We start from the raw sequence: 25,616 nt of genomic DNA on the forward strand, positions 1-25,616 counted from the left end.
GGATGTGCATATTACGCTTTCCCGCTTGAGAGTCAAGCATTTATTTTCGCTTTCGCCTCTCGAGATTCTCAGGAGAACCTCGCTGACCCGGCGGCTTATTTGCCGTTGTTCCGTGTCAGTGGAGGCGCATTATAGGGAGTTCTGAGACGTTGACAAGCCCTGTTTTAAAAAAACTTTTCAACCGTCTCTTTTTTGCTCAAATCAGGCTGAAACAGGCAGTTTTTCGAGCGTTTCAAAGCCGTAACGCTGTAAAACGGGTAAAAGTTGCTCAGTTTCTGTCGTCAACGCCATGCAGTAAGCCAGATTTGCATCGCTGGATTTCGCATCCGGCGCTTCATGTTCCAGCAACCAGGCTGTACGACGCGCAATTGCCGCACCGGAATCTACCAATCGGGTACCTTCGGGAAGCACCTGCAGTAACTCATCCTGTAATAGAGGGAAGTGAGTACAGCCGAGCACGACGGTATCCGGCGGTTCCTGCATACGCAGCCATGGACGCAGAATACGGCGCAGCTCTTCCAGAGGAACCGGCTCACCGTGCAGCTTCGCTTCCGCTAACTCCACCAGCTCGGCAGAACCCAGCATCTCGATACGACACTCATTGGCAAAGCGCGCAATCAGTTCATGGGTGTAAGGACGTTTAACCGTACCCCGCGTTGCCAGTAAACCCACAATACGGTTAGCCGACAGACGCGCTGCCGGTTTGATAGCCGGCACAACGCCCACAACCGGGAAGGCAAACTTGTCACGCAGCGCGGGCAAAGAGACCGTACTGGCCGTGTTACAGGCAATCACCGCCAGGGAAAGCGGGTAACGTGCCTGTACCGCAGTGACAATTTCAACAACGCGCTCAACGATAAACGCTTCGCTCTTCTCCCCATAGGGGAAAGCGACGTTATCGAAGGCATAGATGTAATGGAGATCCGGCAAGAGATGCCGGATCTCATCGTAGACCGACAACCCACCGACACCGGAGTCAAACACCAGTACGGTAGGACGTGGTTCAGAAGGTGTAGCTGCCAGACAAGGTGTATTCCCGTCCTGCAGTTGGGTAGCCATATGCTGTCTCGTAATCTTTATCGAACAGGTTGGCTATTTTACCACGAACGGTCAGGTGTGAGGTGACAGGATATGACAATCCGATATCCCACAGACTTACACCGCCCATTTTAACCCGACTAGAGGTACTTGTTGTCTCGTCATAGTTGTTGTCATAGCGCTGACCTAAATATTGGTAAGCAATATTCCAGCCGAGATCGTAAACCTGCCCGGTTACCTCATACTTCACCTGCTGTTTCGCACGACGAGCAAGAACCTGATTGGTTTCATCATCACGCGGATCAACATATTGCAGCGTCAGGTGATGTTCTACCGGCCCCGTTGTGATGTTCCCCGTCCACTCCAGACCTTTGATGGTGGCCGACTTCACGTTGATATACTGGTTGAAGTTGTTCGAACTTTTATAATCAATCAGGTTTTGAATTTCATAGTGGTACGCAGAAAGCCTCCAATCCAGCGATCCCGTAATCCCGTCAATCCCCGCTTCCCATTGTTTAGACTCTTCCGGTTTCAGATTCGGGTTTGCTGCAATACCTGAATAATATGGCGATGCATAACGTGTCGCACCGAATTGCTGCCCCAGAGACGGCGCCAGGAAGCTGGTACCATAAGAAAGCGTTGCGCGATAGCCATCAACAAACTCCCAACCTGCAGCGGTCTGCCATGTACCGTGCCAGCCAAACTGTTCATCGTGGTCTTCACGACCCGATGCTTCAAGCGTGACGGTATCGATCTGCTGCTGCCCCGTCAGGTAAACCCCCGTGGTATCGCGTTTATAAACATCAGAGTTCGTCGTGCTGCTGGATGTCAGCTTTTCCTGCTTCCAGTCAACGCCACCGCTGATCGCGCCGTGTCCAACCTCAACGTTGTTACCCCACTGGATGTAACGCTGCTCCATGTTATCCAGCGTGGCTTGACCAGCGTAGCGCCCAAGATTGCTGCTGTAGTTATAGTCTTTAAGGTGCTGATAGTTAGCGATAAGCTGGGTAGAGTAGATGCCAGAATTATAACGCAGCCCGGTGTCCCAGGATTGATTATAGTTCTGCCCTTCATCATTACCTTCAGGAGAACCGTATTTCGTATCCTGATCGTAATCGTTATTTGCCGTGTATCCATAGCCACGGAAGAATCCCGAGAAGCTATCGTCAAATTTGTGCTGCACGGCACCCCAGAACAGTTTATTGCGATAACCATCGCGGTCGCTATCGCCACTATAAGGAGAGCCCGGTTTAACGTTAAAACCTTTGGTCGTCTGGTAAGCGCCTGCCGCCGTCACCATCGTGTCACCAAAACGTTTATTCACCGCGCCGTCATAAGTCTGGTAGCCATTCGACCCCATTCCGGCATTGATCTGCGCACGTTCATCGTCACTCATCGTAATGATGTTCACCACACCACCAATTGCCCCGGAACCATAAACTGCCGAACGCGGCCCGCGGATATATTCGACACGCTGCACCAGGGATACCGGAATCTGGCCAATATCAATAGCGTTACCAATACCTGCCCTTGCCATCGGAATACCGTCGATCAGCACCAGCACATGGCGCGCTTCAGTGCCGCGCACAAATAGAGAAGAGCTACTCCCCATCCCACCGGTCTGCGAAATATCCACCCCCGGCAGACGACGCATCACGTCATTGAGATCTTTAGACTGCCAGCGTTGAATATCCTCACGCGTGACCACATCAGTAGGCGCCAACACCGTATTGACCGGCTGCTGAAAACGGTTAGCGGTTACCACCATCGAGTCTGAATTGCTGTCTTGCGCCCAGCCGGAAAATGCCGTGACGGATAACGCCGTCATCAGCGAAGCTTTTTTAATCATTTTTAAAAGCATCCAAATAGAAAAGGGATGCCGCAGGTTTTATCAGTTGCTCGCGACGATAAAACCCCATGCGACGTTATCCGGCAGGTCTTCGGGCTTGGAGGCTATATATAAAGAGGCGATGACTTCCCACGGCACGCCGCAGTGTCTGCATTAAATGCGCTCATCTCTTACCTTCCTTACCGCTGCGCGTCAGCCCCAGATTTACACTGGGTTCCCTTTTAACTCACAGGACCGGTACAGGGATGCTACATTTAGTTACATATAGATGTCCAGACTGCTATTTATGATTTTCACCGTCATCGGCGCTGGACATCCCCTGAACAAGCCCTACAATCCCCGCGTACTTTTATTATTCAGGATGCATCATGACCCCCGAACATCTCCCAACCGAACAGTACGACGCTCAGCTCGCCGAGAAAGTCACTCGCCTGCAAACGATGATGACGCCGTTTAGCGCGCCTGCGCCGGAGGTGTTTCGCTCGCCGGTCAGCCACTACCGGATGCGCGCGGAATTCCGCATCTGGCACGATGGCGATGACCTGTACCACATTATGTTTGACCAGCAGACCAAGAGCCGCATCCGCGTAGACGCCTTCCCTGCGGCAAGCCAGCTTATCAACACGCTGATGACCGCCGTGCTTGATGCTGTGCGTGATAACCGCGCGCTGCGCCACAAGCTGTTCCAGATTGACTACCTCACCACTCTAAGCAATCAAGCTGTTGTCTCGCTGCTGTACCATAAAAAGCTCGATGACGAATGGCGTGAGCAGGCCGAAGCGCTGCGTGACGCACTGCGCGCCCAAGGGCTGAACGTGCACCTGATTGGCCGCGCAACCAAAACCAAAATTGAGCTGGACCAGGACTATATCGATGAACGTCTGTTGGTTGCAGGTAAAGAGATGGTCTACCGTCAGGTGGAAAACAGCTTTACCCAGCCGAACGCTGCCATGAATATTCAGATGCTGGAGTGGGCGCTGGATGCTACGCAGAATTCACACGGTGACCTGCTGGAGCTGTACTGCGGTAACGGTAACTTCTCGCTGGCGCTGGCACGCAACTTTGACCGCGTTTTGGCAACTGAAATTGCCAAACCGTCCGTAGCTGCCGCGCAGTACAACATCGCCGCTAACCAGATAGACAACGTGCAGATCATCCGCATGGCGGCAGAAGAGTTTACTCAGGCGATGAACGGCGTGCGGGAATTTAACCGTCTGCAGGGCATTGACCTGAAAAGCTACCAATGTGAGACGATTTTCGTCGATCCGCCGCGTAGCGGGCTGGACAGCGAAACCGAGAAGATGGTGCAGGCGTATCCGAACATTCTGTACATCTCCTGTAACCCTGAGACGCTGTGCCAGAACCTGGAAACGTTGAGCCAGACGCACAATGTGACACGCCTGGCGCTGTTCGATCAGTTCCCGTATACCCATCATATGGAATGCGGTGTGCTGTTAACGAAGAAGTAAGACTGAAAGCAGGCCGGATAATCCGGCCTACAACTTATTGCTGTTCCTGCTTGCGGCTCCGCAACTTCACGCCAATCCAGAAGACCATCGCCACCGACAGTACCGCCGGGAAGAAATTAGAACCGATATCCGGGTACTCTGCGCGTACCACGGTGCTGTACAACAGCACGCCAAGAATAAAACAGGCGGCCGCCAGGCCCGGTAACCCGACCGGCATCGTACGATTCTGGTAACGTTGATGCAGGCAGTAAACCGTCAGCACCAGCGCAATAATAGGGAATATAGAGAAAGGTACGATGGAGCTGAACAGTGCCGCAAACGTCCCGTTAATCGATAAGCCAGCCAACAGCGCCAGCAGCAGCGTACCTTTATCTTGACCTGACTGTTTCATTGCTCGTCTACCACCTTATTCGGATTGATGTGTCATCTTCTCTTGTTCACGGCGATACCAGTAGTATGCGCCCTTGGAGATCATCCGTAACTGCAGCACCAGCCGCTCTTCCAGCTGTCGGCGCTGCTCAGGGCTTACATCCAGAGCCTCTGCACCCGCGCTAAATACAATAGTCACCATCGCCTCAGCCTGCGCTTCCGTGAACGCACGAGGCATATGGTTTTCGATTTCCAGATAGTCGGCAAGTTCCGCGATAAAATGCTGAATTTCGCGGGCGACCGCGGCACGAAATGCCGCAGAGGTGCCTGAACGCTCGCGCAGCAGCAGGCGGAAGGCGTTCGGGTTATTGCCGATAAATTCCATAAAGGTTGAGACGGAGGTGCGGATAACGCTGCCGCCTTTGGCGATACGCTGGCGCGCCTGGCGCATCAGTTGACGCAGCATCAGGCCGCTCTCGTCGACCATGGTCAGCCCAAGCTCATCGACATCGCGGAAATGACGATAAAAGGAGGTTGGCGCAATTCCCGCCTCGCGCGCGACTTCGCGCAGGCTCAGGCTGGCAAAGCTACGTTCGGCGCTCAATTGACTAAATGCCGCTTCCACCAGCGAACGCCGGGTTTTTTCTTTTTGTTGCGCTCTAACACCCATCACGATGACTGAATCCTTCCACAAGCCGTGCTGGCACTATACCAGAGATTAAAACGAATCGACTTACGCAGCTTTGTTAATGATTGTTTACATGCTATTTATGCTATTTCGTATGAAAAAAGCCCAACGATAATTGGGTTATTACTTCTATGATGTTATGATTCTGTTGCTTTTATGTATAAGAACAGGTAAGCCTTACCATGCCACATTCCTACGATTATGATGCAATAGTAATTGGTTCCGGCCCCGGCGGCGAAGGTGCTGCTATGGGTCTGGTGAAGCAAGGAGCCCGTGTCGCCGTTATTGAGCGTTATCATAATGTCGGCGGCGGCTGTACCCACTGGGGTACCATCCCGTCCAAAGCCCTTCGCCACGCCGTTAGCCGTATTATCGAATTCAACCAGAACCCTCTCTACAGCGACCACAGCCGACTTCTCCGCTCCTCATTTGCCGACATCCTGAATCATGCCGATAGCGTAATCAATCAGCAAACGCGCATGCGCCAGGGTTTTTATGAGCGTAATCACTGTGAAATGCTGCAGGGCGACGCTCGCTTCGTCGATGAACACACCATCGCGCTGGAGTGCCCGGACGGTTCCGTCGAAACGCTCACCGCTGATAAGTTCGTGATAGCCTGCGGCTCACGCCCTTATCGCCCGGCGGACGTCGACTTTACCCACCCGCGTATTTACGACAGCGACTCGATTCTCAGCCTGCACCACGAACCTCGCCACGTGATTATCTACGGTGCAGGGGTTATCGGCTGCGAATATGCGTCTATCTTCCGCGGAATGGACGTTAAGGTTGATCTCATCAACACCCGCGACCGTCTGCTGGCCTTCCTCGACCAGGAAATGTCAGATTCGCTCTCTTACCACTTCTGGAACAGCGGCGTCGTGATTCGCCACAACGAAGAGTACGAGAAGATTGAAGGCGTGGACGACGGCGTGATCATGCACCTGAAGTCCGGCAAGAAGCTCAAAGCGGACTGCCTGCTGTTCGCCAACGGTCGCACCGGTAACACCGATTCGCTATCGCTGGAAAACATCGGGCTACAGGCCGATGGCCGCGGTCAGTTGAAAGTGAACAGCATGTACCAGACCGCGCTGCCGCACGTCTATGCCGTCGGCGACGTTATCGGTTATCCGAGCCTGGCTTCTGCTGCCTACGATCAGGGCCGTATTGCCGCGCAGGCGCTGATGAAAGGTGAAGCCACCGCGCATCTGATTGAAGACATCCCGACCGGTATCTATACCATTCCGGAAATCAGCTCCGTCGGTAAAACCGAACAGCAGCTGACCGCGATGAAAGTGCCGTATGAGGTAGGTCGTGCGCAGTTTAAACACCTGGCGCGAGCGCAAATCGTCGGTATGAGCGTGGGAAGCCTGAAGATCCTGTTCCATCGTGAGACCAAGGAGATCCTCGGTATTCACTGCTTTGGCGAGCGAGCGGCCGAAATTATTCATATCGGCCAGGCGATTATGGAGCAGAAAGGTGGTGGTAACACCATTGAGTACTTCGTTAACACCACCTTTAACTACCCAACCATGGCGGAAGCCTATCGGGTAGCGGCGCTAAACGGCTTAAACCGCCTGTTTTAACGCGTTGTCAAAATGGCCGTCCATCGTTTCGCGGACGGCCTCTGCCAGCTGCTCATAGCGGCCGCGTAGAGGCGAACCCGGGCGATAGACCAGGCCAACGGTGCGGCGTGGTTCCGGCTTAATGCACGGCAGGTACACAACGCCATCGCGTTGGCGTTCCTGCGGCACGGCTAGCGCTGGCAGCAGCGTAATCCCGCTTCCCGCCGCCACCATATTGCGCAGCGTTTCCAGGCTGGTTGCGCGGAAATGCGTATCTTCATCCGCACCCGCCTCAAAGCAGAAGCCCATCGCCTGGTCACGCAGGCAGTGCCCGTCTTCCAGCATCAGCAGCTTCTCACCGGCAAGATCCGACATCGGCACGCGATCGCGCTCCGCCCATGGGTGATCGGCATAGATCGCCAGCATCATCGGCTCGTCGAACAGCGGCACCTCAATAAAGGCTTCACTCTCTTTCACCAGCGCCAGAATCGCACAGTCCAGCTTACCGCTGTCGAGCTGCGCCAGCAGTTGATGGGTCTGCGCTTCATGCAGGTACATTTCGAGCTTCGGGAAGGTCTGGTGCAGCATGGGAATAATATGAGGCAGCAGATACGGGCCAACGGTTGGGATCAGGCCGATATGCAACGGGCCGGACATCGTCTCCCCCTGCTGACTTGCCATCTCCTTCAGCACTTTGACCTCGCGTAACACGGTACGCGCCTGGTCCACCAGCAGCAGCCCCGCCTGGGTGAACAGCACTTTGCGGCTGGTTCGCTCCAGCAGCATGACGCCCAGTTCATCTTCCAGCTTACGAATCTGCCCACTCAGGGTTGGCTGACTGACATGGCAGGAATCTGCCGCCCGGCGGAAGTGCCGGTGTTCAGCTAACGCCACCAGGTATTCAAGATCACGAATATTCATTATTCATCCTCCATCGCCACGATAGTTCATGGCGATAGATAGAATAGCAATGAATGATTATCCCTATCAAGCGTTCTGTTCAATAATACAGCACAGAAACAGGTGACCCTTGTTTAACCCTTGAAGTCGTCACACTGATTCGGAGTTTCTCTCAAACTCGACAAATAAAGCCAACATGAACGTTTGCGGGCCCCGTGCCCGCTTTTTTTTGGCCGTAAAAAACCCGGCGTCGCTGCGCTCGGCCGGGCTACATGCTCCCCTCGCCCTGTGGGAGAGGGACTGGGGCGCAGAGGATTAACCCAAGCGCGTCTTCGCGTCGCTAATCGCCTGCGCCACCTGCTTCGGCGACACGCCGCCTTTTGCTGCACGCTTATCAAGGCAGGATTGCAGCGACAGAATTGGGTAAACATCGTCGCCAATCACCGCGCTGAATTTTTGCAGATCAGCCAGCGCCAGATCCTCCAGCGGTTTGCCCTGAGCAATGGCTTCGACCACCGCTTCGCCCACGATATGGTGCGCTTCACGGAACGGAACGCCTTTCGCCACCAGATAATCCGCCAGTTCGGTGGCGTTCGCATAACCCTGCTGCGCCGCTTCCTGGCAACGTGGACGCTTCACCTGAATACCGTCCAGCACCAGCGCCGCCATATGCAAGCAGTCCATCCAGGTATCGAGCGCATCGAATACGCCCTCTTTGTCTTCCTGCATATCTTTGTTGTAGGCCAGCGGCAGACCTTTCAAGGTCATCATCATGCCGGTCAGCGCACCCTGTACGCGACCACACTTACCGCGGATAAGCTCGAGCGCATCCGGGTTTTTCTTCTGCGGCATCAGGGAGGAACCTGAAGTCACGCGGTCAGACAGCTCAACAAAGCCCGCTTCACCGGTATTAAAGAAGATCAGATCTTCAGCAAAGCGCGACAGGTGCACCATGCCGATGGACGCATCAGACAGCAGTTCCAGCACGTGGTCACGGTCAGACACGCTGTCCAGGCTGTTACGGGTGGCAGACGCAAAGCCCAGCCAGCCTGCCAGCTGTTCACGGTCGATTTCATAGGCGGTACCCGCCAGCGCGCCGCAGCCCAGCGGGCTCACGTCCAGACGCTTGAGGGTATCCTGCAGACGGCTTTCGTCACGCGCCAGCATCTCAACGTAGGCCAGGCACCAGTGCGCGAAGGTCACCGGCTGCGCACGTTGCAGGTGCGTATAGCCCGGCATCACCGCATCCTGGTTGGCCTGCGCGGTATCGACTAGCGCGCTTTGCAGCTGGCGAATAGCCGTCAGCAGCTCAGCAACGGTATCTTTGCACCACAGTTTGAGGTCGGTCGCGACCTGGTCGTTACGGCTACGGCCGGTGTGCAGCTTTTTACCCAACTGGCCCACTTTGTCGATAAGCTTGCCTTCTACCCAGCTATGGATATCTTCAGCATCGCTTTGCAGAATCTGCTGCGGGTTTGCCCGCACTTCTTCCAGCAGCACGCCCAGCGCGGCTTCCAGTTGAGATTGCTCTTCCGCCGTCAGAACGCCGACCGTCACCAGCGCTTTGGACCAGGCAACAGAGCCAACGATATCCTGCTCCGCCAGGCGATAGTCAAAGCGTAAAGAGTCGTTGAACTGTTTGAACCGCTGATCCGCTGCCTGAGTAAAACGCCCACCCCAAAGTGCCATAACATGCTTCCTTAAATTCGTTTATTTATGCCGGGTAGTCTCCGGCCTGAAAACAACCCTCACCCCGGCCCTCTCCCTGAGGGGAGAGGGTTAGGGTGAGGGGAAAATCACTTAAGCCAGAATACGCGTGCCAATCGGTGTGCCGTTAAACAGCGCCGGCAGTTGCTCCGCGTGACGCCATGAGGCGATATCCACCGGGCGGCCCAGGGTACGTGCCGCATCAAGCGCCGCGTTCACCTTCACAATCATCCCGTCGGTAATAATGCCCTGCTCGATCAACTGTTCTGCCTTCGCTGCGGTCATTTCCGCGATACGCTGGCCTTTACCGTCGAGAATGCCGCTCACGTCGGAGAGCAGAATCAGGTCTGCGCCAAGCGTAGCCGCCAGCGCGGTTGCCGCCTGGTCAGCGTTGACGTTCATCAGTTGCCCTTCGGCGGTCACGCCGATAGAGCTCACCACAGGCAGGAAACCACCTTCCAGCAGCAGATTAATCAGTTTAGGCGAACCCGGCTGCGCCAGACCCACGTGGCCCAACTCTTCATCCAGTTTGCTCACCTGCACGCTGTCGCCGTCGCCGAGGAACAGGCCAACGGAGGCGATATCATGCTTCTTCGCCCATGCCAGCAGCGTTTTGTTGGCGGTACCCGCCAGCGCGCCGGTAATAATGTCGATTTGATCGGCAGGCGTGACGCGCAGACCATTTTTCTTTTTCACCGGCAGGTTGAGCTGTTTCATCAGCTCATCCACTACGCAGCCGCCGCCGTGGACAATCACCAGCGGGCGCTGATGCGACTCGCGGTAGTTCACCAGTGCGGTAAACAGACGCTCCAGCGCCTCTTCGCTATCCAGTAACACACCGCCCAGTTTGATAATTAATGGATTCATCGTCATCACACCTTAAATAAGAGACTGCGTCTCAGCGAAGCCGAAACGGATATTGGCGCACTGCACGGCCTGTGCGGCAGCGCCTTTCAATAGGTTGTCTTCGGTCGCCACAACGATCAGGTGCTCGCCCTGCACGGCAAAACCGATATCGCAGAACGGCAGGCCGACCACGTTTTTCAGTGCCGGAACGCCCTTCTCGTATAAACGTACCATCGGCTTGTCACCGTAGGCCTGTTGTAAGGTTTCTGCCACCTGCGCGTAGGTCACGCCCGGCTTCAGACGACAGGTAATCGTCTCCAGAATACCGCGCGGGAAGTTGCCCAGATGCGGGGTGAAAATCACCTCTGTGCCCAGGTGGCTGGCGATTTCTGGCTGATGGCGATGAGTGAACACGCCGTACGGCTGCAGGCTCACTTCGCAGAAGCTATTGGAGATAGCGGCTTTGCGCCCGGCACCGCTCACGCCGGAAGTGGCGTTGATCACTGGCCACTGGTTGAGATCCAGGAGATCGGCATCAATCAGGGGTTTCAGGGAAAGCTGCGCCGCCGTCGGGTAACAGCCCGGCACCGCAATCAGGTTCGCCTCTTTCAACGCCTCGGCGCTCCACTCGGCCAGGCCGTACACCGCCTGCGCCAGCAGCTCAGGGTGCTGATGGATAAAGCCGTAGTATTTTTCATAGAAGGCGCCGTCGTTGACGCGGAACGCACCGGAAAGGTCGAATACTACGCAGCCTGCCGCGAGGAACTGCGGGGCCAAATCGTGACTCACTTCGTGGGCGGTCGCCAGGAACACCACATCAACACCGGCGCTGAATTCGCTGATGTCGGACATCGGCTGCAGCGGCAGATCGACAATCCCTTTCAGCTGTGGATGCAAATCGGAGATTAACTTTCCTGCATCATTGCTTTGCGCTGAGACCGTCAAAGCGGTTATGTTCATATGAGGATGGCGATTTACATAGGTCACAAGCTCTGCGCCAGCGTAACCGCTCGCGCCCACAATCAGCGTATTCAACATCGGGGCTGCTCACCTTCTTATGTCTGTTTGCCTGATTAAGCGTTTTCTATTCACCCTACCGTTGGTGGGTTTTCTTACGCCTAATGATAATGTATTTTTATTCACAAATACTGCATGAATATTGATACTATCATGACCCGAGGTGTGTCAACAATGAAAAACAATTTACCCCCATTTATCGAGATTTACCGTGCGTTGATCGGCACTCCTTCCATCAGCGCAACCGAAGAAGCGCTCGATCAGAGCAATGCGTCTTTAATCACTCTGCTTGCTGACTGGTTTGCCTCGTTAGGCTTCAACGTTGAGGTGCAGCCGGTTCCCGGCACGCGCAATAAATTCAACCTGCTGGCCAGCACCGGACACGGCGCGGGCGGGCTACTGCTGGCCGGTCATACTGATACCGTACCATTCGACGACGGGCGCTGGACCCGTGACCCGTTTACCCTCACCGAGCATGACAACAAGCTCTACGGTCTGGGCACCGCCGACATGAAAGGCTTCTTCGCCTTTATTCTGGATGCGCTGCGTGATGTTGACGTGACGACGCTGAAAAAGCCGCTCTATATCCTGGCCACCGCCGATGAAGAGACCAGCATGGCGGGGGCTCGCTACTTCTCCGAATCCACCGAACTGCGCCCGGACTGCGCCATCATCGGTGAACCCACCTCACTGCAGCCGGTGCGCGCGCATAAAGGTCATATGTCGAACGCCATCCGCGTGATGGGCCAGTCCGGCCACTCCAGCGATCCGGCGCGCGGCGTCAATGCCATTGAGATCATGCATGACGCGATTGGCCGCGTGATGCAGCTGCGCGACTCACTGAAAGAGCGCTATCACTACGACGCGTTCACCGTGCCGTATCCAACGCTCAACCTCGGCAGCCTTCACGGCGGTGACGCCTCTAACCGCATCTGCGCCTGTTGCGAACTGCACATGGACATCCGTCCGTTGCCGGGCATGACCTTGAACGATCTGAACGGCCTGCTCGACGAAGCCCTTGAGCCGGTCAGCGCGCAGTGGCCGGGCCGTCTGACCATTAGCGAACTGCATCCGCCGATTCCAGGCTACGAATGCCCGCCGGATCACCAGTTGGTTCAGGTGCTGGAAAAACTGCTCGGTACCAGGACCGAAGTGGTGAACTACTGCACCGAAGCGCCGTTTATCCAGACCTTGTGTCCAACCATCGTCCTGGGTCCAGGCTCAATTAACCAGGCGCACCAGCCGGACGAATATCTGGAAACGCGCTTTATTAAGCCGACGCGCGAGTTAATTACCCAGGTCGTGCATCACTTCTGCTGGCACTAATGAATTTTGCCCGGGGGCACCATGCTTACCGGGCCTACCCCACCTGTGGGCCGGATAAGCGCAGCGCCATCCGGCACCTTTCCGCCCCCGCGTTCCCGCGATCTCCTTCACATTTTCATAAGCATTTCTTATCTGGCACGATGCGAATTAACTTTCATAAATTGCCGCGATTTATTCGTTTGCTGAAGCGATTTCGCAGCAATTGACGTACGGGTTTTTACGTGGCTTTATAAAAGAGGTGTCTTTATCTCGCCCTTACGTTCCAGGGGTTGGGATATAACAAAATAAAATGAGATGGGGTGTCTGGGTTAATGAACGAACAATATTCCGCGTTGCGTAGTAATGTCAGTATGCTCGGTAAAGTGCTAGGCGATACCATCAAGGATGCGCTTGGTGAGAACATTCTTGACCGTGTAGAAACGATCCGTAAGTTGTCCAAATCTTCTCGTGCGGGCAATGAAGCCAATCGCCAAGAGCTGCTCACCACGCTGCAGAACCTGTCCAACGATGAGCTGCTGCCGGTCGCGCGCGCGTTCAGTCAGTTCCTGAACCTGGCCAACACCGCCGAGCAGTACCATAGCATTTCGCCGAAAGGCGAAGCGGCAAGCAACCCGGAAGTGATTGCTCGTACCCTGCGTAAACTCAAAGACCAACCCGATCTCAACGAAACGATCATCAAAAAAGCCGTTGAATCCCTGTCGCTGGAGCTGGTGCTCACCGCGCACCCAACTGAAATCACGCGTCGTACGCTGATTCACAAAATGGGTGAGATCAACAACTGCTTAAAGCAGCTCGATAATACCGATATCGCCGACTACGAACGCAATCAGGTGATGCGCCGTCTGCGCCAGCTGATTGCCCAATCCTGGCACACCGATGAAATTCGTAAACACCGCCCAAGCCCGGTTGATGAAGCCAAATGGGGCTTTGCGGTAGTGGAAAACAGCCTGTGGGAAGGCGTACCAAACTATCTGCGTGAGCTGAACGAACAGCTGGAAGAGAACCTCGGCTACCAGCTGCCGGTTGATTTCGTGCCGGTACGCTTCACCTCCTGGATGGGCGGCGACCGCGACGGCAACCCGAACGTGACCGCAGAAATCACCCGCCACGTCCTGCTGCTCAGCCGCTGGAAAGCGACCGACCTGTTCCTGAAAGATATTCAGATCCTGATTTCTGAACTGTCGATGGTTGAGTGCACCGACGAACTGCGCGAACTGGTTGGCGAAGCGGGTGCTACCGAGCCGTACCGTTTCCTGATGAAAAACCTGCGTACCCGTCTGCTGGCGACCCAGGCGTGGCTGGAAGCGCGCCTGAAAGGTGAGCGTCTGCCGAAACCGGCGGGCCTTATCAGCCAGAACGAGCAGCTGTGGGAACCGCTGTACGCCTGCTATAAATCACTGCAGGCCTGCGGGATGGGCATTATCGCCAACGGCGAACTGCTCGACACCCTGCGCCGCGTGAAGTGTTTTGGCGTGCCGCTGGTGCGTATCGACGTGCGCCAGGAAAGCACCCGTCACACCGAAGCGCTGGGCGAACTGACCCGCTATCTGGGCATCGGCGACTACGAAAGCTGGTCTGAAGCCGACAAGCAGGCCTTCCTGATCCGCGAACTGAATTCCAAACGTCCGCTTCTCCCGCGTAGCTGGGAGCCAAGCAACGAAACCCGCGAAGTCCTCAATACCTGTAAAGCGATTGTCGATGCGCCTATCGGCTCGGTCGCCGCCTACGTTATCTCCATGGCGAAAACGCCGTCCGACGTGCTGGCCGTTCACCTGCTGCTGAAAGAAGCGGGCATTACCTTCGCGCTGCCGGTGGCTCCACTGTTCGAAACCCTCGACGACCTGAACAACGCCGACGACGTCATGACTCAGCTGCTGAGCATCGACTGGTATCGCGGCTTTATTCAGGGCAAGCAGATGGTCATGATTGGCTATTCTGACTCCGCCAAAGATGCGGGCGTAATGGCGGCATCCTGGGCGCAGTACCAGGCGCAGGACGCCTTAATCAAAACCTGTGAGAAAGCGGGCATCGAGCTGACGCTGTTCCACGGTCGCGGTGGCTCTATCGGCCGCGGCGGCGCCCCGGCGCACGCGGCACTGCTCTCTCAGCCTCCGGGCAGCCTGAAAGGCGGCCTGCGCGTGACCGAACAGGGCGAGATGATCCGCTTCAAATACGGTCTGCCGGAAATCACCGTCAGCAGCCTGTCGCTGTACACCAGCGCCATTCTGGAAGCGAACCTGCTGCCACCGCCGGAGCCAAAAGAAGAGTGGCGCGGCATCATGGACGAACTGTCGGATATCTCCTGCGAGATGTACCGCGGCTACGTGCGTGAAAACAAAGATTTCGTACCGTACTTCCGCTCCGCCACGCCGGAGCAGGAGCTGGGCAAACTACCATTGGGTTCACGCCCGGCAAAACGTCGCGCTACCGGCGGCGTCGAGTCACTGCGTGCGATTCCATGGATCTTCGCCTGGACGCAAAACCGCCTGATGTTGCCAGCCTGGCTGGGTGCCGGCGCGGCGCTGCAAAAAGTGGTTGAAGACGGTAAACAGAGCAAACTGGAAGCCATGTGTCGCGACTGGCCGTTCTTCTCTACCCGCTTGGGCATGCTGGAGATGGTCTACTCGAAGGCTGACCTGTGGCTGGCGGAATACTACGATCAGCGTCTGGTGAAAAAAGAGCTGTGGGGTCTGGGCACCGAGCTGCGTGAGCAGCTGGAAGCCGACATCAAAGTGGTGCTGGATATCGCCAACGATGCGCATCTGATGGCCGACCTGCCGTGGATTGCCGAGTCTATCCAGCTGCGTAACGTCTACACTGACCCGCTGAACGTTCTGCAGGCCGAACTGCTGCACCGTTCACGTAAAGCGGAAGAAGAAGGTCTGGAGCCAAACCATAACGTTGAGCAGGCGCTGATGGTCACCATCGCGGGCGTTGCTGCGGGTATGCGTAACACCGGTTAATCTCCCCCCATGTAGCCCGGCCGAGCGAAGCGACGCCGGGAATATGCACGGTGCAGCCCCGGCGTCATCCGGGCGATCTGCACGCCAAAAGGCCACATTCTTTGTGGCCTTTTTTTATCCCCTCGGTTAAGGTTTCTGCGTTGTTCACCACGACAGGGAGCCCCATGCTTTTCGATATCAACCCGCTGCTTTCCCACATCGCCTCAGGCGCCACGCCGCTGCAAAAAATCTGGTTTGCCGGGAATCACGCGCCGGTGCCGGAGATGGCGTTTCAGGTTGACTTCCCCCGGCTGGAGATCCTGCTTGAAGGGCAGCTCACCGATGCTGCGCTGGGTGAGTCTATGCAGGCGCTGGATGCGCTCTACGTTCCCGCTGGCGGCTGGAATTTCCCGCAGTGGCAGAGTCCGGTCACCACGCTGAGCATCCTGTTTGGCAAGCAACAGCTGGGGTTTAGCGTGCAGCAGTGGGATGGGCATCAGTTGAAGAACATGACTAAGCAGCACGTCGCCCGCCGAGGCCCGCGCGTCGGCTCTTTCCTGCTACAAACCATGAGTGAAATTCAGATGCAGCCGCAGGAGCAGCAAACCGCCCGGCTGATTGCCACTAGCCTGATCAGCCACTGTGCCGACCTGCTCAGCAGCCAGATCCAGACCGCCTCGCGTAGCCAGGCGCTGTTCGACGCCATTCGCGAACATATCGATAGCCACTTCGCTGAGCCGCTGACCCGCGAATCAGTGGCGCAGGCGTTCTACATCTCCCCCAATTATCTGTCACATCTGTTCCAGAAAAGCGGAGTAATGGGATTTAACGAATACCTTAACCATACCCGACTGGAGCACGCCAGACGGCTGTTGAAGGGCTATGACCTGAAAGTCAAAGAGATTGCCCACGCCTGTGGGTTTGTCGACAGCAACTACTTCTGCCGTCTGTTCCGCAAGAATACTGACCGGTCGCCGTCAGAGTACCGCCGTCAGTACCATAGCCAGCTGACTACGACAGAATAATGTGCGTGTGCCGGGGCGCGGAGAGCAGCTTACGCACAGCGCTCATTACCTTTTGCGGTTCACGTAAAAAGGCGCTGATCCCAGACTGCACGTAGCGGCTCTGGATAAAACGGTCTGCGCCGTTGAGCTCAATATCGGTAATCAGCAGCACCGCATCAGCCCGGCGGATGTCGTCTTCCGTCAGCGCATTTTCAATGCCGAGTGCCCCCTGCGTTTCTATCTTTATGGTCCATTTTTCCTGCTGACAGAGTTTTTCCAGACGTTCCGCTGCCATGTACGTGTGGGCCACCCCGCTGACGCAGGCTGTTACCGCTACCAGCATTCTTCCGCTCATTACCGTCATCGTCTCCTCCTTGCAGAAAACAAACGCTGGCGGGCGCAAAAAATCCTTTCGCGCCCGCCAGTAGCTAAGTGTCTATTGTATCGGGATAAAACTTAGGCGCTCTGCGCTAAGTGTGCCTCGATCTTATTCATAATAGCGTCGGCGCGTTTAACCGCATCGCTAATATTAACCCGCACAATGGTTTTCCCGGCAAAACGCTCTTCCGCCTTGATGCCGATGTCTTTGGTCAGAATCACCATATCCGCTGCCGCCACATCGCTCTCCGTCAGCTCATTTTCCTGACCAATAGACCCCTGCGTTTCCACCTTCACGTTCCAGCCTTTTGATTTCGCTGCACTCTCCAGCGCTTCCGCTGCCATGTAGGTGTGTGCCACGCCGGAAGGACAAGCCGTTACCGCAATAATACTGGTCATAATCTTCTACCTTCTCAATTAGTTAATTTCGAAATCTAAATCCAGGTCGTCTTCTTTTTCGACAACCGCTTTCTTGTTCTTACGCGCCAGGCTCTTCAGGACGTTGACGCTCACCGCCGTCACCACCGCACCGACCACAATCGCCAGCAGGTAGCCCAGTTTGCCTTCAACCACCGGCAGGACAATCAGACCGCCCCACCCGGCGTAGCACTGCGCTCCCATCAGCGCGGCGGTCACCGTGCCACAGACAGAGCCCAGCATAATGGAAGGGATCACGCGCAGTGGGTCGGCAGCGGCGAACGGAATCGCCCCTTCGGTGACGCCAACGCAGCCCATGACCAGCGCAGCTTTACCCGCTTCACGCTCTTCGTTACTGAAGTTCTTACGATTAATCAGCGTTGCCAGGCCCAGGCCCAGCGGCGGAACGCAGATCCCCACGGCAGCAATCGCGACGACGGTATAGACGCCCTGAGAGACGCAGATCAGCATGAAGGCGTAGGCCACTTTGTTGACCGGGCCGCCCATATCGAATGCCAGCATCAGGCCCATAATCACCGCCAGAACCACAATGCTGCCAGCCTGCATCCCTTGCAGCCACTGCGTCAGGCTGGAGGTCAGCAGACCCACCGGCTCACCCAGCCCCCACATCATGATGCCTGCGGTAATAAAGGTGCCGACGATAGGAATCACGAAGATAGGCATCACCGAGCGCAGCACTTTGTGCACCGGGATCTTCTTCAGGTAGTGGACCACGATGCCGCCGATAATCCCGGCAATCAGCGCGCCGAAGAAACCCGCGCCAAAGCTGTTACCGACCCACGCGCCGATGGCGCAGGGCGCTAGCGCCGAACGTTCAGCAATGGAGTAACCGATGTAAGCCGCCAGGAACGGCACCATCAGCGTCAGGCCCGCGACGCCGATATCAAAAAGTTTTTTCAGGCTAGGGTCGGTTGCAGCATCAGGTACGGCCCCTTTGCCGTACAGCATGACGGAGACGGCCAGTAAAATACCGCCCGCAACCACAAACGGGATCATGTGCGACACGCCAGTCATCAAATGCTGACGGGTGTTTTTGAGTATTTGCACCAATTCTTTCATCAGTCGCTCCTGGGCTTCTTTGGCCCATGTCTATTAGGGTGTTGTGGCAAACAATAGGCAATTGGCGGAGAGACAGACAGTGGATAAAAAGTGCATTTACTGGATTTTTGTAATATCAAAAGAAAAATGCGAGCGACCTCAAAAGTTGGCATAAGAACCGCCTTAATACGCATGACGTGGAACCTGTGAGGTTGCTCGCATTTTCCAGTAGACCATACATTTATCCAGTTTTTGACATAAATGTCAGATAGCACGGCCCTTCACAAGCCCCCTATTCTGTTACCCATATCGAATGATTTGGGAGATAAGGTTATGGCGTTGGTTGTTGAATTTGTCTGCGAATTACCGAACGGCGTGCATGCTCGCCCCGCCAGCCACGTTGAGACGCTGTGCAACACGTTTAGCTGCGATATTGAATGGCATAACCTGCGTACGGATCGCAAAGGCAACGCTAAAAGCGCGCTGGCAATTATCGGCACCGACACGCTGTCGGGCGATAGCTGCCGCCTGCTGTTGAACGGTGCGGATGAGCAGAGCGCGCATCAACGTCTCTCTGCCTGGATGAAAGAGGAGTTTCCGCTGTGCGACGCGCCGCTGGCGCAGGTTGCCAACGTAGAGCAGGAAGCGCTGCCAGAATCCCTGACCCGCCTCAACCCAACGCTGTTCCGCGCACTGCCGGTCTGTAACGGCAGCGCGGGCGGCGTGCTCACACGTCTGGCCGCGCTGGATCTCAATAACCTCGGTGAACTTCCGCCCGCGAAAAATGCGGAACAGGAACAGTCGGCGCTGGATAGTGGCTTGACGCGACTGGTCAGAACGCTGGAGCTGCGCCTGCTGGACAGCGACAGCACCGCCAGCGCTATCCTCGAAGCACACCGTTCGCTGGCGACTGATACCTCACTGCGCCAGCATTTACTGGCCGGGGTGAATAACGGCTTGAGCTGCGCGCAGGCCGTCGTTGAAAGCGCCAACCACTTCTGCGCCGAATTTGCCCGCTCCAGCAGCAGCTATTTACAAGAGCGCGCGCTGGACGTACGCGACGTCGGCTTCCAGCTGCTGCAGCATATTTATGGTGAAGACCGCTTCCCAGCACCGGGCCAGCTGACCCAGCCGTCCATCTGCGTGGCGGAAGAATTGACCCCAAGCCAGTTCCTCGAACTGGACAAAACCCTGCTCAAAGGCCTGCTGCTGCAAAGCGGCGGTACCACTTCGCATACGGTGATCCTCGCCCGCTCCTTTAATATTCCGACCCTTGTGGGCATGGAGATTGATGCGCTGACGCCGTGGCAGAACCAGCCGGTTTACCTCGACGGTAACGCGGGTGCGGTCATTGTCGCCCCAACCGAGGCTATCACCCGCTACTACCAGCAGGAAGCCCGCGTGCAGGCCGCCATTCACGAACAGCAAAGCGTGTGGCTGCATAAAGAGGCGCGCACCGCCGACGGCATTCGCCTTGAGGTTGCCGCCAACATTGCCCACTCCGTTGAAGCGCAGGCCGCCTTCGGCAATGGCGCGGAAGCCGTCGGCCTGTTCCGCACCGAAATGCTCTATATGGACAGGGCCAGCGAGCCGAGCGAGAGCGAGCTGTATAACATTTTCTGTCAGGCGCTGGAGTCTGCCGAAGGACGTAGCATTATTATCCGCACCATGGATATCGGCGGCGATAAGCCGGTGGATTACCTCAATATTCCGGCGGAAAACAACCCGTTCCTCGGCTACCGCGCGGTGCGTATTTATGAAGAGTATTCCGCGCTGTTCACCACCCAATTGCGCGCCATCCTGCGTGCTTCCGCCCACGGCAGCCTGAAAATCATGATTCCGATGATCTCCTCCATGGAAGAGATTTTGTGGGTCAAAGAGAAGGTGGCCGAAGCCAAACAGCAGCTGCGCAGCGAACACGTGCCGTTCGATGAGCGCATTCCGCTGGGCATCATGCTGGAAGTGCCGTCGGTGATGTTCATCATCGACCAGTGCTGCGAAGAGATAGACTTCTTCAGCATCGGCAGCAACGACCTGACCCAGTACCTGCTGGCGGTCGACCGCGATAACGCCAAAGTGACTCGCCACTACAACAGCCTGAATCCGGCCTTCCTGCGTGCCCTCGACTTCGCCGTGCAGGCGGTGCACCGTCAGGGGAAATGGATTGGTCTGTGCGGCGAGCTGGGCGCTAAAGGCTCGGTACTGCCGCTGCTGGTTGGGCTGGGAATGGATGAAATCAGCATGAGCGCCCCGTCGATTCCGGCGACCAAAGCGCGTCTGGCGCAGCTCGACAGCCGCGCCTGCCGCCAGTTGCTCAACCAGGCGATGGCCTGCCGCACCTCGCTGGAAGTGGAGCATCTGCTCGCCCAGTTCCGTATGAGCCAGCAGGATGCGCCGCTGATTACCCCGCGCTGCATTTCGCTCGATAACGACTGGCGCAGCAAAGAAGAGGTCATCAAAGGGATGACCGACAACCTGCTGCTCGCTGGGCGCTGCCGCTACCCGCGCAAGCTGGAAGCCGACCTGTGGGCGCGAGAAGCGGTCTTCTCCACCGGGTTGGGCTTCAGTTTTGCCATTCCGCACAGCAAATCAGAACATATTGAGCAGTCGACCATCAGCGTCGCACGCCTGCCCGCGCCGGTAGCCTGGGGCGATGACGAGGCACAGTTCATCATTATGCTGACGCTGAACAAACATGCCGCCGGAGACCAGCATATGCGCATCTTCTCGCGCCTGGCCCGCCGCATTATGCATGAAGAATTCCGTAGCGCTCTGGTTAACGCCGCTTCTGCCGACGCTATCGCCAGCCTGCTGCAACACGAACTGGAACTTTAAGAGGAAATAGCATGGAACTGTATCTGGATACCGCCAACGTGCAGGAAGTGGAACGTCTGGCCCGTATTTTTCCGATTGTCGGCGTGACCACTAACCCAAGCATCGTGGCCGCCAGCCGCGAATCCATCTGGGACGTGCTGCCGCGCCTGAAAAAAGCGGTGGGCGAAAACGGCACGCTGTTTGCCCAGACCATGAGCCGTACCGCCGAAGGCATGGTGGCCGAAGCGCGTAAGCTGAATGATGCCGTGCCGGGGATAGTCGTGAAAGTCCCGGTCACCGACGAAGGTCTGGTGGCGATTAAGCTTCTGAAACAAGAGGGTATTCCAACGCTTGGCACCGCTGTCTACAGTGCCTCTCAGGGGCTGCTTGCCGCACTGGCGGGGGCAAAATACGTGGCGCCGTATGTCAACCGCGTCGACGCCCAGGGCGGTGACGGTATCCGCATGGTGCAGGAGCTGCAATCGCTGCTGGAGCTGCACGCGCCGGAAAGCAAAGTGCTGGCCGCCAGCTTTAAAACCCCACGTCAGGCGCTGGACTGTTTATTGGCAGGATGTGAAGCCATCACCCTTCCTTTAGATGTAGCGCAACAAATGCTCGGCACACCCGCTGTAGAGTCAGCTATTGAGAAGTTTGAGCAAGACTGGAAAAACGCATTTGGGAATCTGAACCTGTAGGAGAAATGTATGGATCGCATTATTCAATCACCAGGTAAGTATATTCAGGGTGCCGACGTCATCACTCGTCTTGGTGATTATCTGAAGCCAATGGCCAATAGCTGGCTGGTCGTGGGCGATAAATTCGTGCTGGGATTTGCCGAAGAGTCTCTGCGCAAAAGCCTGACCGGCGCGGGCCTGTCCGTTGAAATCGCGCCGTTCGGTGGCGAATGTTCACAGAACGAAGTTAACCGTCTGCAGGACGTGGCGAACAGCGCCAAATGCAGCGCTATTTTAGGTATCGGTGGTGGGAAGACGCTGGATACCGCCAAAGCGCTGGCCCACTTTATGAATCTGCCGGTGGCGATTGTTCCCACCATCGCGTCTACCGATGCCCCGTGCAGCGCGCTCTCCGTGCTGTACACCGATGACGGTGAATTCGACCGTTACCTGATGCTGCCGCACAACCCGAACATGGTTATCGTCGATACCAAAATCGTCGCCGGTGCGCCTGCGCGCCTGCTGGCTGCCGGGATTGGCGATGCGCTGGCAACCTGGTTTGAAGCCCGCGCCTGCTCGCGCAGCGGCGCCACCACCATGGCGGGCGGGAAATGCACCCAGGCCGCGCTGGCGGTCGCTGAGCTTTGCTACAACACGTTGATTGAAGAAGGCGAAAAAGCCATGCTGGCCGCCGAGCAGCACGTGGTGACGCCAGCGTTGGAGCGCGTCATTGAAGCTAACACCTACCTGAGCGGCGTCGGCTTTGAGAGCGGGGGCCTGGCGGCAGCGCACGCGATTCACAACGGCATGACGGCGATTGCGGACGCACACCACTACTACCACGGTGAGAAAGTCGCATTTGGTACCCTCACCCAACTGGTGTTGGAAAACGCGCCGGTGGAAGAAATTGAAACCGTGGCAGCGCTTTGCCATAGCGTTGGTCTGCCAATCACCCTGGCACAGCTGAGTATCAAAGAGGATATTCCGGCGAAAATGCGCCTGGTAGCGGAAGCGGCCTGTGCGGAAGGCGAGACCATCCACAACATGCCGGGCGGCGCGGATCCTGACCGCGTTTACGCGGCGCTGTTGGTGGCTGACCAGTACGGGCAGCGTTTTCTGCACGAGTGGGAGTAATGAGATAAGGTAGCCCGGCCGAACGAAGTGACGCCGGGATCTCCCCGGAGTCGCCGCTAACGCGCCTCGTCCGGGCTACCTTAAACCCACAAACAAAAATCCCCGCTTTCGCGGGGATTTTTTTATCCCTTCACGCCCACCTTACAGCAGGTCGAAACGGTCCAGGTTCATCACTTTCACCCATGCCGCCACGAAGTCTTTCACAAACTTCTCTTTCGCATCGCTGGAGGCATAAACCTCCGCCAGTGCACGCAGTACGGCGTTAGAGCCAAAGACCAGGTCAGCGCGCGTGGCGGTGTATTTCACCTCACCGCTCGCACGGTCACGGCCTTCAAACAGCTCAGACGTTTCGTCGGTTGCTTTCCACTCGGTGCGCATATCCAGCAGGTTGACGAAGAAGTCAGTGCTGAGCGCGCCCACGTTGTCGGTAAAGACGCCGTGATTGCTGCCGTCGAAGTTTGCACCCAGTACGCGCATGCCGCCAACCAGTACGGTCAGCTCCGGCGCGGTCAGAGTCAACAGCTGTGCTTTGTCGATCAGCAGAGATTCCGTGGTTGCTTCGCCCGGTGCCGCACGATAGTTACGGAAACCATCGGCAAGCGGTTTGAGCAGCTCAAACATCTCGATGTCCGTCTGATCCTGACGCGCATCTACGCGGCCCGGCGTGAACGGCACTTTAACGTCAACGCCAGCCGCTTTCGCCGCCTGCTCAACGCCCACCACACCGGCCAGCACGATAATGTCGGCCAGAGAAGCTTTGTGCGCTGACTTATAGATGCCTTCAAGCACCGGCAGTACGCGAGCCGCCGTGGCGTTCACTTCCCAATCACGCTGCGGCGCAAGCGCCAGACGCGCACCGTTAGCCCCGCCGCGCTTATCACCGCCGCGGAAGGTTGAAGCGGAAGCCCAGGCGACCGACACCAGCTCACCGACGGAGAGGCCGGATGCCGCAATCTCAGCCTTCAGGCTTTCGAGATCTTCGGCGGTCGGGTTGAAGAACGCATGCGGCAGCGGATCCTGCCAAATCAGATCTTCACGTGGCACTTCTGGCCCGATGTAACGCGCTTTTGGCCCCATATCACGGTGAGTCAGTTTGAACCACGCGCGGGCAAAGGCTTCGTTAAAGGCCTGCGGGTCGTTCAGGAAGCGGCGAGAAATTTTATCGAAGTCCGGATCGAAGCGCAGCGTCAGGTCGGTCACCAGCATGGTTGGCTTACGTTTTTTCGACGGGTCGAACGGATCCGGAATGATGTCCGGCGCATCGACCGCTTCAAACTGAATAGCGCCAGCCGGGCTGCGGGTCTGCACCCATTCGTATTTGAACAGGTTCTCGAAGAAGTAGTTGCTCCACTGGGTAGGCGTCTGTGTCCAGACCACTTCCAGACCGGAGGTGATGGCATCTTTACCTACGCCGCTGCCGTAGCTGTTTGCCCAGCCCAGACCCTGAGATTCAATTGGTGCCGCTTCCGGATCCGGACCGACGTGCGTAGCCGAAGCCGCGCCGTGGGTTTTACCCAGCGTGTGACCACCGGCAATCAGCGCCACGGTCTCTTCGTCGTCCATCCCCATGTTACCGAAGGTGGCGCGAATCGCCGCTGCCGCAGACAGCGGTTCACCGCTGGCGTTTGGCCCTTCTGGGTTCACGTAGATAAGGCCCATTTCGGTCGCCGCAAGCGGGCGTTTCGCCAGCTCTTCCGGATCACGGTGCGCCAGCCAGGCTTTTTCATCACCCCAGTTTACGTCCTGATCCGGTTCCCACACGTCTTCGCGTCCGGCACCAAAACCAAAAGTACGGAAGCCAGAGTTTTCCAGCGCCACGTTACCCGCAAGGATATACAGATCGGCCCAGGAGATTTTCTGCCCATATTTCTGTTTGATTGGCCACAGCAGACGACGCGCCTTATCCAGGCTCACGTTATCCGGCCAGGAGTTGAGCGGTGCAAAACGCTGTTGGCCGCGCCCTGCGCCACCGCGACCGTCGGTAGAACGGTAAGTACCCGCACCGTGCCACGCCATGCGGATAAACAGCCCCACATAGCTACCCCAGTCTGCTGGCCACCAGGATTGCGAATCCGTTAACAGCGCACGAATATCACCCTTCAGTGCGGAGTAATCTAATTTGCTGAATTCTTTGCGATAATCGAAATCTTCACCCAGCGGGTTAGATCGATTGGAATGCTGATTAAGTAGATCAACGCGAAGCTGCTTCGGCCACCAGTCCTTGCTACTGGTGCCAGCGCCGGCGCTTAAATCGTGACCACCACCGTGGTGGAAAGGACATTTACCTGCGTTCTGGATATCGTCTGGCGTGCTCATCACTATGCTCCCTTACAGTATTTATCGTTAAGATATACACCCCTGCTGATAAGTTATAGCTGAAATGACCCACGGATTTGATAGTTAATTCCTCTTATTTTTCCCTT

The 25,616-nt window shown here is 56.5% G+C and carries 20 protein-coding genes and 1 riboswitch; of the genes, 8 read left to right on the forward strand and 12 right to left on the reverse strand.

Annotated elements, in window-relative coordinates; genetic code table 11:
- Window positions 1–201: 201 nt before the first annotated feature.
- Together murI and btuB are read right to left on the reverse strand one after the other, a co-directional pair.
- Window positions 202–1,059: a glutamate racemase gene (gene murI / locus V6944_RS17645; protein WP_333499905.1), complete on the reverse strand. Its 858-nt coding sequence runs from the start codon at window positions 1,057–1,059 to the stop codon at window positions 202–204.
- Window positions 1,004–2,887, reverse strand: coding sequence for a TonB-dependent vitamin B12 receptor BtuB (gene btuB / locus V6944_RS17650; protein WP_333499906.1), 1,884 nt, complete (start codon window positions 2,885–2,887; stop codon window positions 1,004–1,006). Before btuB ends, murI begins: the two co-directional genes overlap by 56 nt.
- Before the next feature lie 65 nt (window positions 2,888–2,952).
- Window positions 2,953–3,141, reverse strand: a riboswitch (cobalamin riboswitch).
- 114 nt (window positions 3,142–3,255) lie between these two features.
- Here btuB and trmA point away from each other — a divergent pair.
- Window positions 3,256–4,356: a tRNA (uridine(54)-C5)-methyltransferase TrmA gene (trmA, locus tag V6944_RS17655; RefSeq protein ID WP_333499907.1), complete on the forward strand. Its 1,101-nt coding sequence runs from the start codon at window positions 3,256–3,258 to the stop codon at window positions 4,354–4,356.
- Window positions 4,357–4,390: 34 nt separating this feature from the next.
- On the opposite strand, the gene V6944_RS17660 is transcribed toward trmA, so the two are convergent.
- Entirely contained in the window at window positions 4,391–4,747 is a 357-nt protein-coding gene (locus V6944_RS17660; RefSeq protein WP_185668784.1) for a YijD family membrane protein, read from the reverse strand.
- Between the two features lie 15 nt (window positions 4,748–4,762).
- Window positions 4,763–5,398 (reverse strand): HTH-type transcriptional repressor FabR, encoded by a 636-nt coding sequence (fabR, locus tag V6944_RS17665; protein WP_185668785.1) that lies wholly within the window; start codon window positions 5,396–5,398, stop codon window positions 4,763–4,765.
- Window positions 5,399–5,595: 197 nt separating this feature from the next.
- On the opposite strand from fabR, the gene sthA reads away from it, so the two are divergent.
- Window positions 5,596–6,996, forward strand: a complete 1,401-nt coding sequence (gene sthA, locus V6944_RS17670; RefSeq protein ID WP_064540302.1) for a Si-specific NAD(P)(+) transhydrogenase — start codon at window positions 5,596–5,598, stop codon at window positions 6,994–6,996.
- Here the strand turns inward: sthA and oxyR are convergent.
- From oxyR to argC, 4 genes are all read right to left on the reverse strand, one after another.
- Window positions 6,979–7,896, reverse strand: coding sequence for a DNA-binding transcriptional regulator OxyR (gene oxyR / locus V6944_RS17675; protein WP_333499908.1), 918 nt, complete (start codon window positions 7,894–7,896; stop codon window positions 6,979–6,981). The two genes, sthA and oxyR, sit on opposite strands and share 18 nt — an antisense overlap.
- Window positions 7,897–8,190: 294 nt before the next feature.
- The gene (gene argH, locus V6944_RS17680; protein WP_333499909.1) at window positions 8,191–9,564 is read right to left on the reverse strand and encodes an argininosuccinate lyase; all 1,374 of its coding nucleotides are present in this window, start codon (window positions 9,562–9,564) and stop codon (window positions 8,191–8,193) included.
- 111 nt (window positions 9,565–9,675) lie between these two features.
- On the reverse strand, window positions 9,676–10,449 hold the full coding sequence (argB, locus tag V6944_RS17685) for an acetylglutamate kinase (protein ID WP_185668789.1): 774 nt from the start codon (window positions 10,447–10,449) through the stop codon (window positions 9,676–9,678).
- Between the two features lie 12 nt (window positions 10,450–10,461).
- Window positions 10,462–11,466, reverse strand: a complete 1,005-nt coding sequence (argC, locus tag V6944_RS17690) for an N-acetyl-gamma-glutamyl-phosphate reductase (protein WP_333499910.1) — start codon at window positions 11,464–11,466, stop codon at window positions 10,462–10,464.
- A gap of 153 nt (window positions 11,467–11,619) precedes the next feature.
- On the opposite strand from argC, the gene argE reads away from it, so the two are divergent.
- The 3 genes from argE (at window position 11,620) to V6944_RS17705 (ending at window position 16,738) form a co-directional block, all read left to right on the forward strand.
- Complete coding sequence (gene argE / locus V6944_RS17695; protein ID WP_333012782.1) at window positions 11,620–12,771, forward strand: acetylornithine deacetylase; 1,152 nt, start codon at window positions 11,620–11,622, stop codon at window positions 12,769–12,771.
- 311 nt (window positions 12,772–13,082) lie between these two features.
- Window positions 13,083–15,734 carry a phosphoenolpyruvate carboxylase gene (gene ppc / locus V6944_RS17700; RefSeq protein WP_333499911.1) on the forward strand — a complete coding sequence of 884 codons (2,652 nt, stop codon included), beginning with the start codon at window positions 13,083–13,085 and terminating at the stop codon, window positions 15,732–15,734.
- A gap of 164 nt (window positions 15,735–15,898) precedes the next feature.
- Window positions 15,899–16,738 (forward strand): helix-turn-helix transcriptional regulator, encoded by an 840-nt coding sequence (locus V6944_RS17705; RefSeq protein ID WP_333499912.1) that lies wholly within the window; start codon window positions 15,899–15,901, stop codon window positions 16,736–16,738.
- Here the strand turns inward: V6944_RS17705 and V6944_RS17710 are convergent.
- The 3 genes from V6944_RS17710 to V6944_RS17720 all read right to left on the reverse strand — a co-directional run bounded on the left by V6944_RS17710 (window position 16,725) and on the right by V6944_RS17720 (window position 18,592).
- Window positions 16,725–17,081, reverse strand: coding sequence for a PTS fructose-like transporter subunit IIB (locus tag V6944_RS17710; RefSeq protein WP_442910752.1), 357 nt, complete (start codon window positions 17,079–17,081; stop codon window positions 16,725–16,727). The two genes, V6944_RS17705 and V6944_RS17710, sit on opposite strands and share 14 nt — an antisense overlap.
- A gap of 92 nt (window positions 17,082–17,173) precedes the next feature.
- Window positions 17,174–17,494 (reverse strand): PTS fructose-like transporter subunit IIB, encoded by a 321-nt coding sequence (locus V6944_RS17715; RefSeq protein ID WP_333499913.1) that lies wholly within the window; start codon window positions 17,492–17,494, stop codon window positions 17,174–17,176.
- A gap of 18 nt (window positions 17,495–17,512) precedes the next feature.
- On the reverse strand, window positions 17,513–18,592 hold the full coding sequence (locus V6944_RS17720) for a PTS fructose transporter subunit EIIC (protein ID WP_333499914.1): 1,080 nt from the start codon (window positions 18,590–18,592) through the stop codon (window positions 17,513–17,515).
- A 312-nt stretch (window positions 18,593–18,904) separates the two neighbouring features.
- Between V6944_RS17720 and ptsP the strand changes: the two genes are divergently transcribed.
- Genes ptsP through gldA form a run of 3 tightly spaced genes read left to right on the forward strand, consistent with a single transcriptional unit; the run spans window position 18,905 to window position 23,193 of the window.
- On the forward strand, window positions 18,905–21,406 hold the full coding sequence (ptsP, locus tag V6944_RS17725; RefSeq protein WP_333499915.1) for a phosphoenolpyruvate--protein phosphotransferase: 2,502 nt from the start codon (window positions 18,905–18,907) through the stop codon (window positions 21,404–21,406).
- Window positions 21,407–21,417: 11 nt separating this feature from the next.
- Window positions 21,418–22,080: a fructose-6-phosphate aldolase gene (fsa, locus tag V6944_RS17730; RefSeq protein WP_333499916.1), complete on the forward strand. Its 663-nt coding sequence runs from the start codon at window positions 21,418–21,420 to the stop codon at window positions 22,078–22,080.
- A gap of 9 nt (window positions 22,081–22,089) precedes the next feature.
- Window positions 22,090–23,193 carry a bifunctional L-1,2-propanediol dehydrogenase/glycerol dehydrogenase gene (gene gldA, locus V6944_RS17735; RefSeq protein ID WP_333499917.1) on the forward strand — a complete coding sequence of 368 codons (1,104 nt, stop codon included), beginning with the start codon at window positions 22,090–22,092 and terminating at the stop codon, window positions 23,191–23,193.
- Window positions 23,194–23,334: 141 nt separating this feature from the next.
- Here the strand turns inward: gldA and katG are convergent, their stop codons facing one another.
- Complete coding sequence (gene katG / locus V6944_RS17740) at window positions 23,335–25,509, reverse strand: catalase/peroxidase HPI (protein ID WP_333499918.1); 2,175 nt, start codon at window positions 25,507–25,509, stop codon at window positions 23,335–23,337.
- Window positions 25,510–25,616: the final 107 nt, after the last annotated feature.

Origin of the sequence: Kluyvera sp. CHPC 1.2972 (genome assembly GCF_036759925.1) — a bacterium.
Lineage (GTDB): Bacteria > Pseudomonadota > Gammaproteobacteria > Enterobacterales > Enterobacteriaceae > Kluyvera.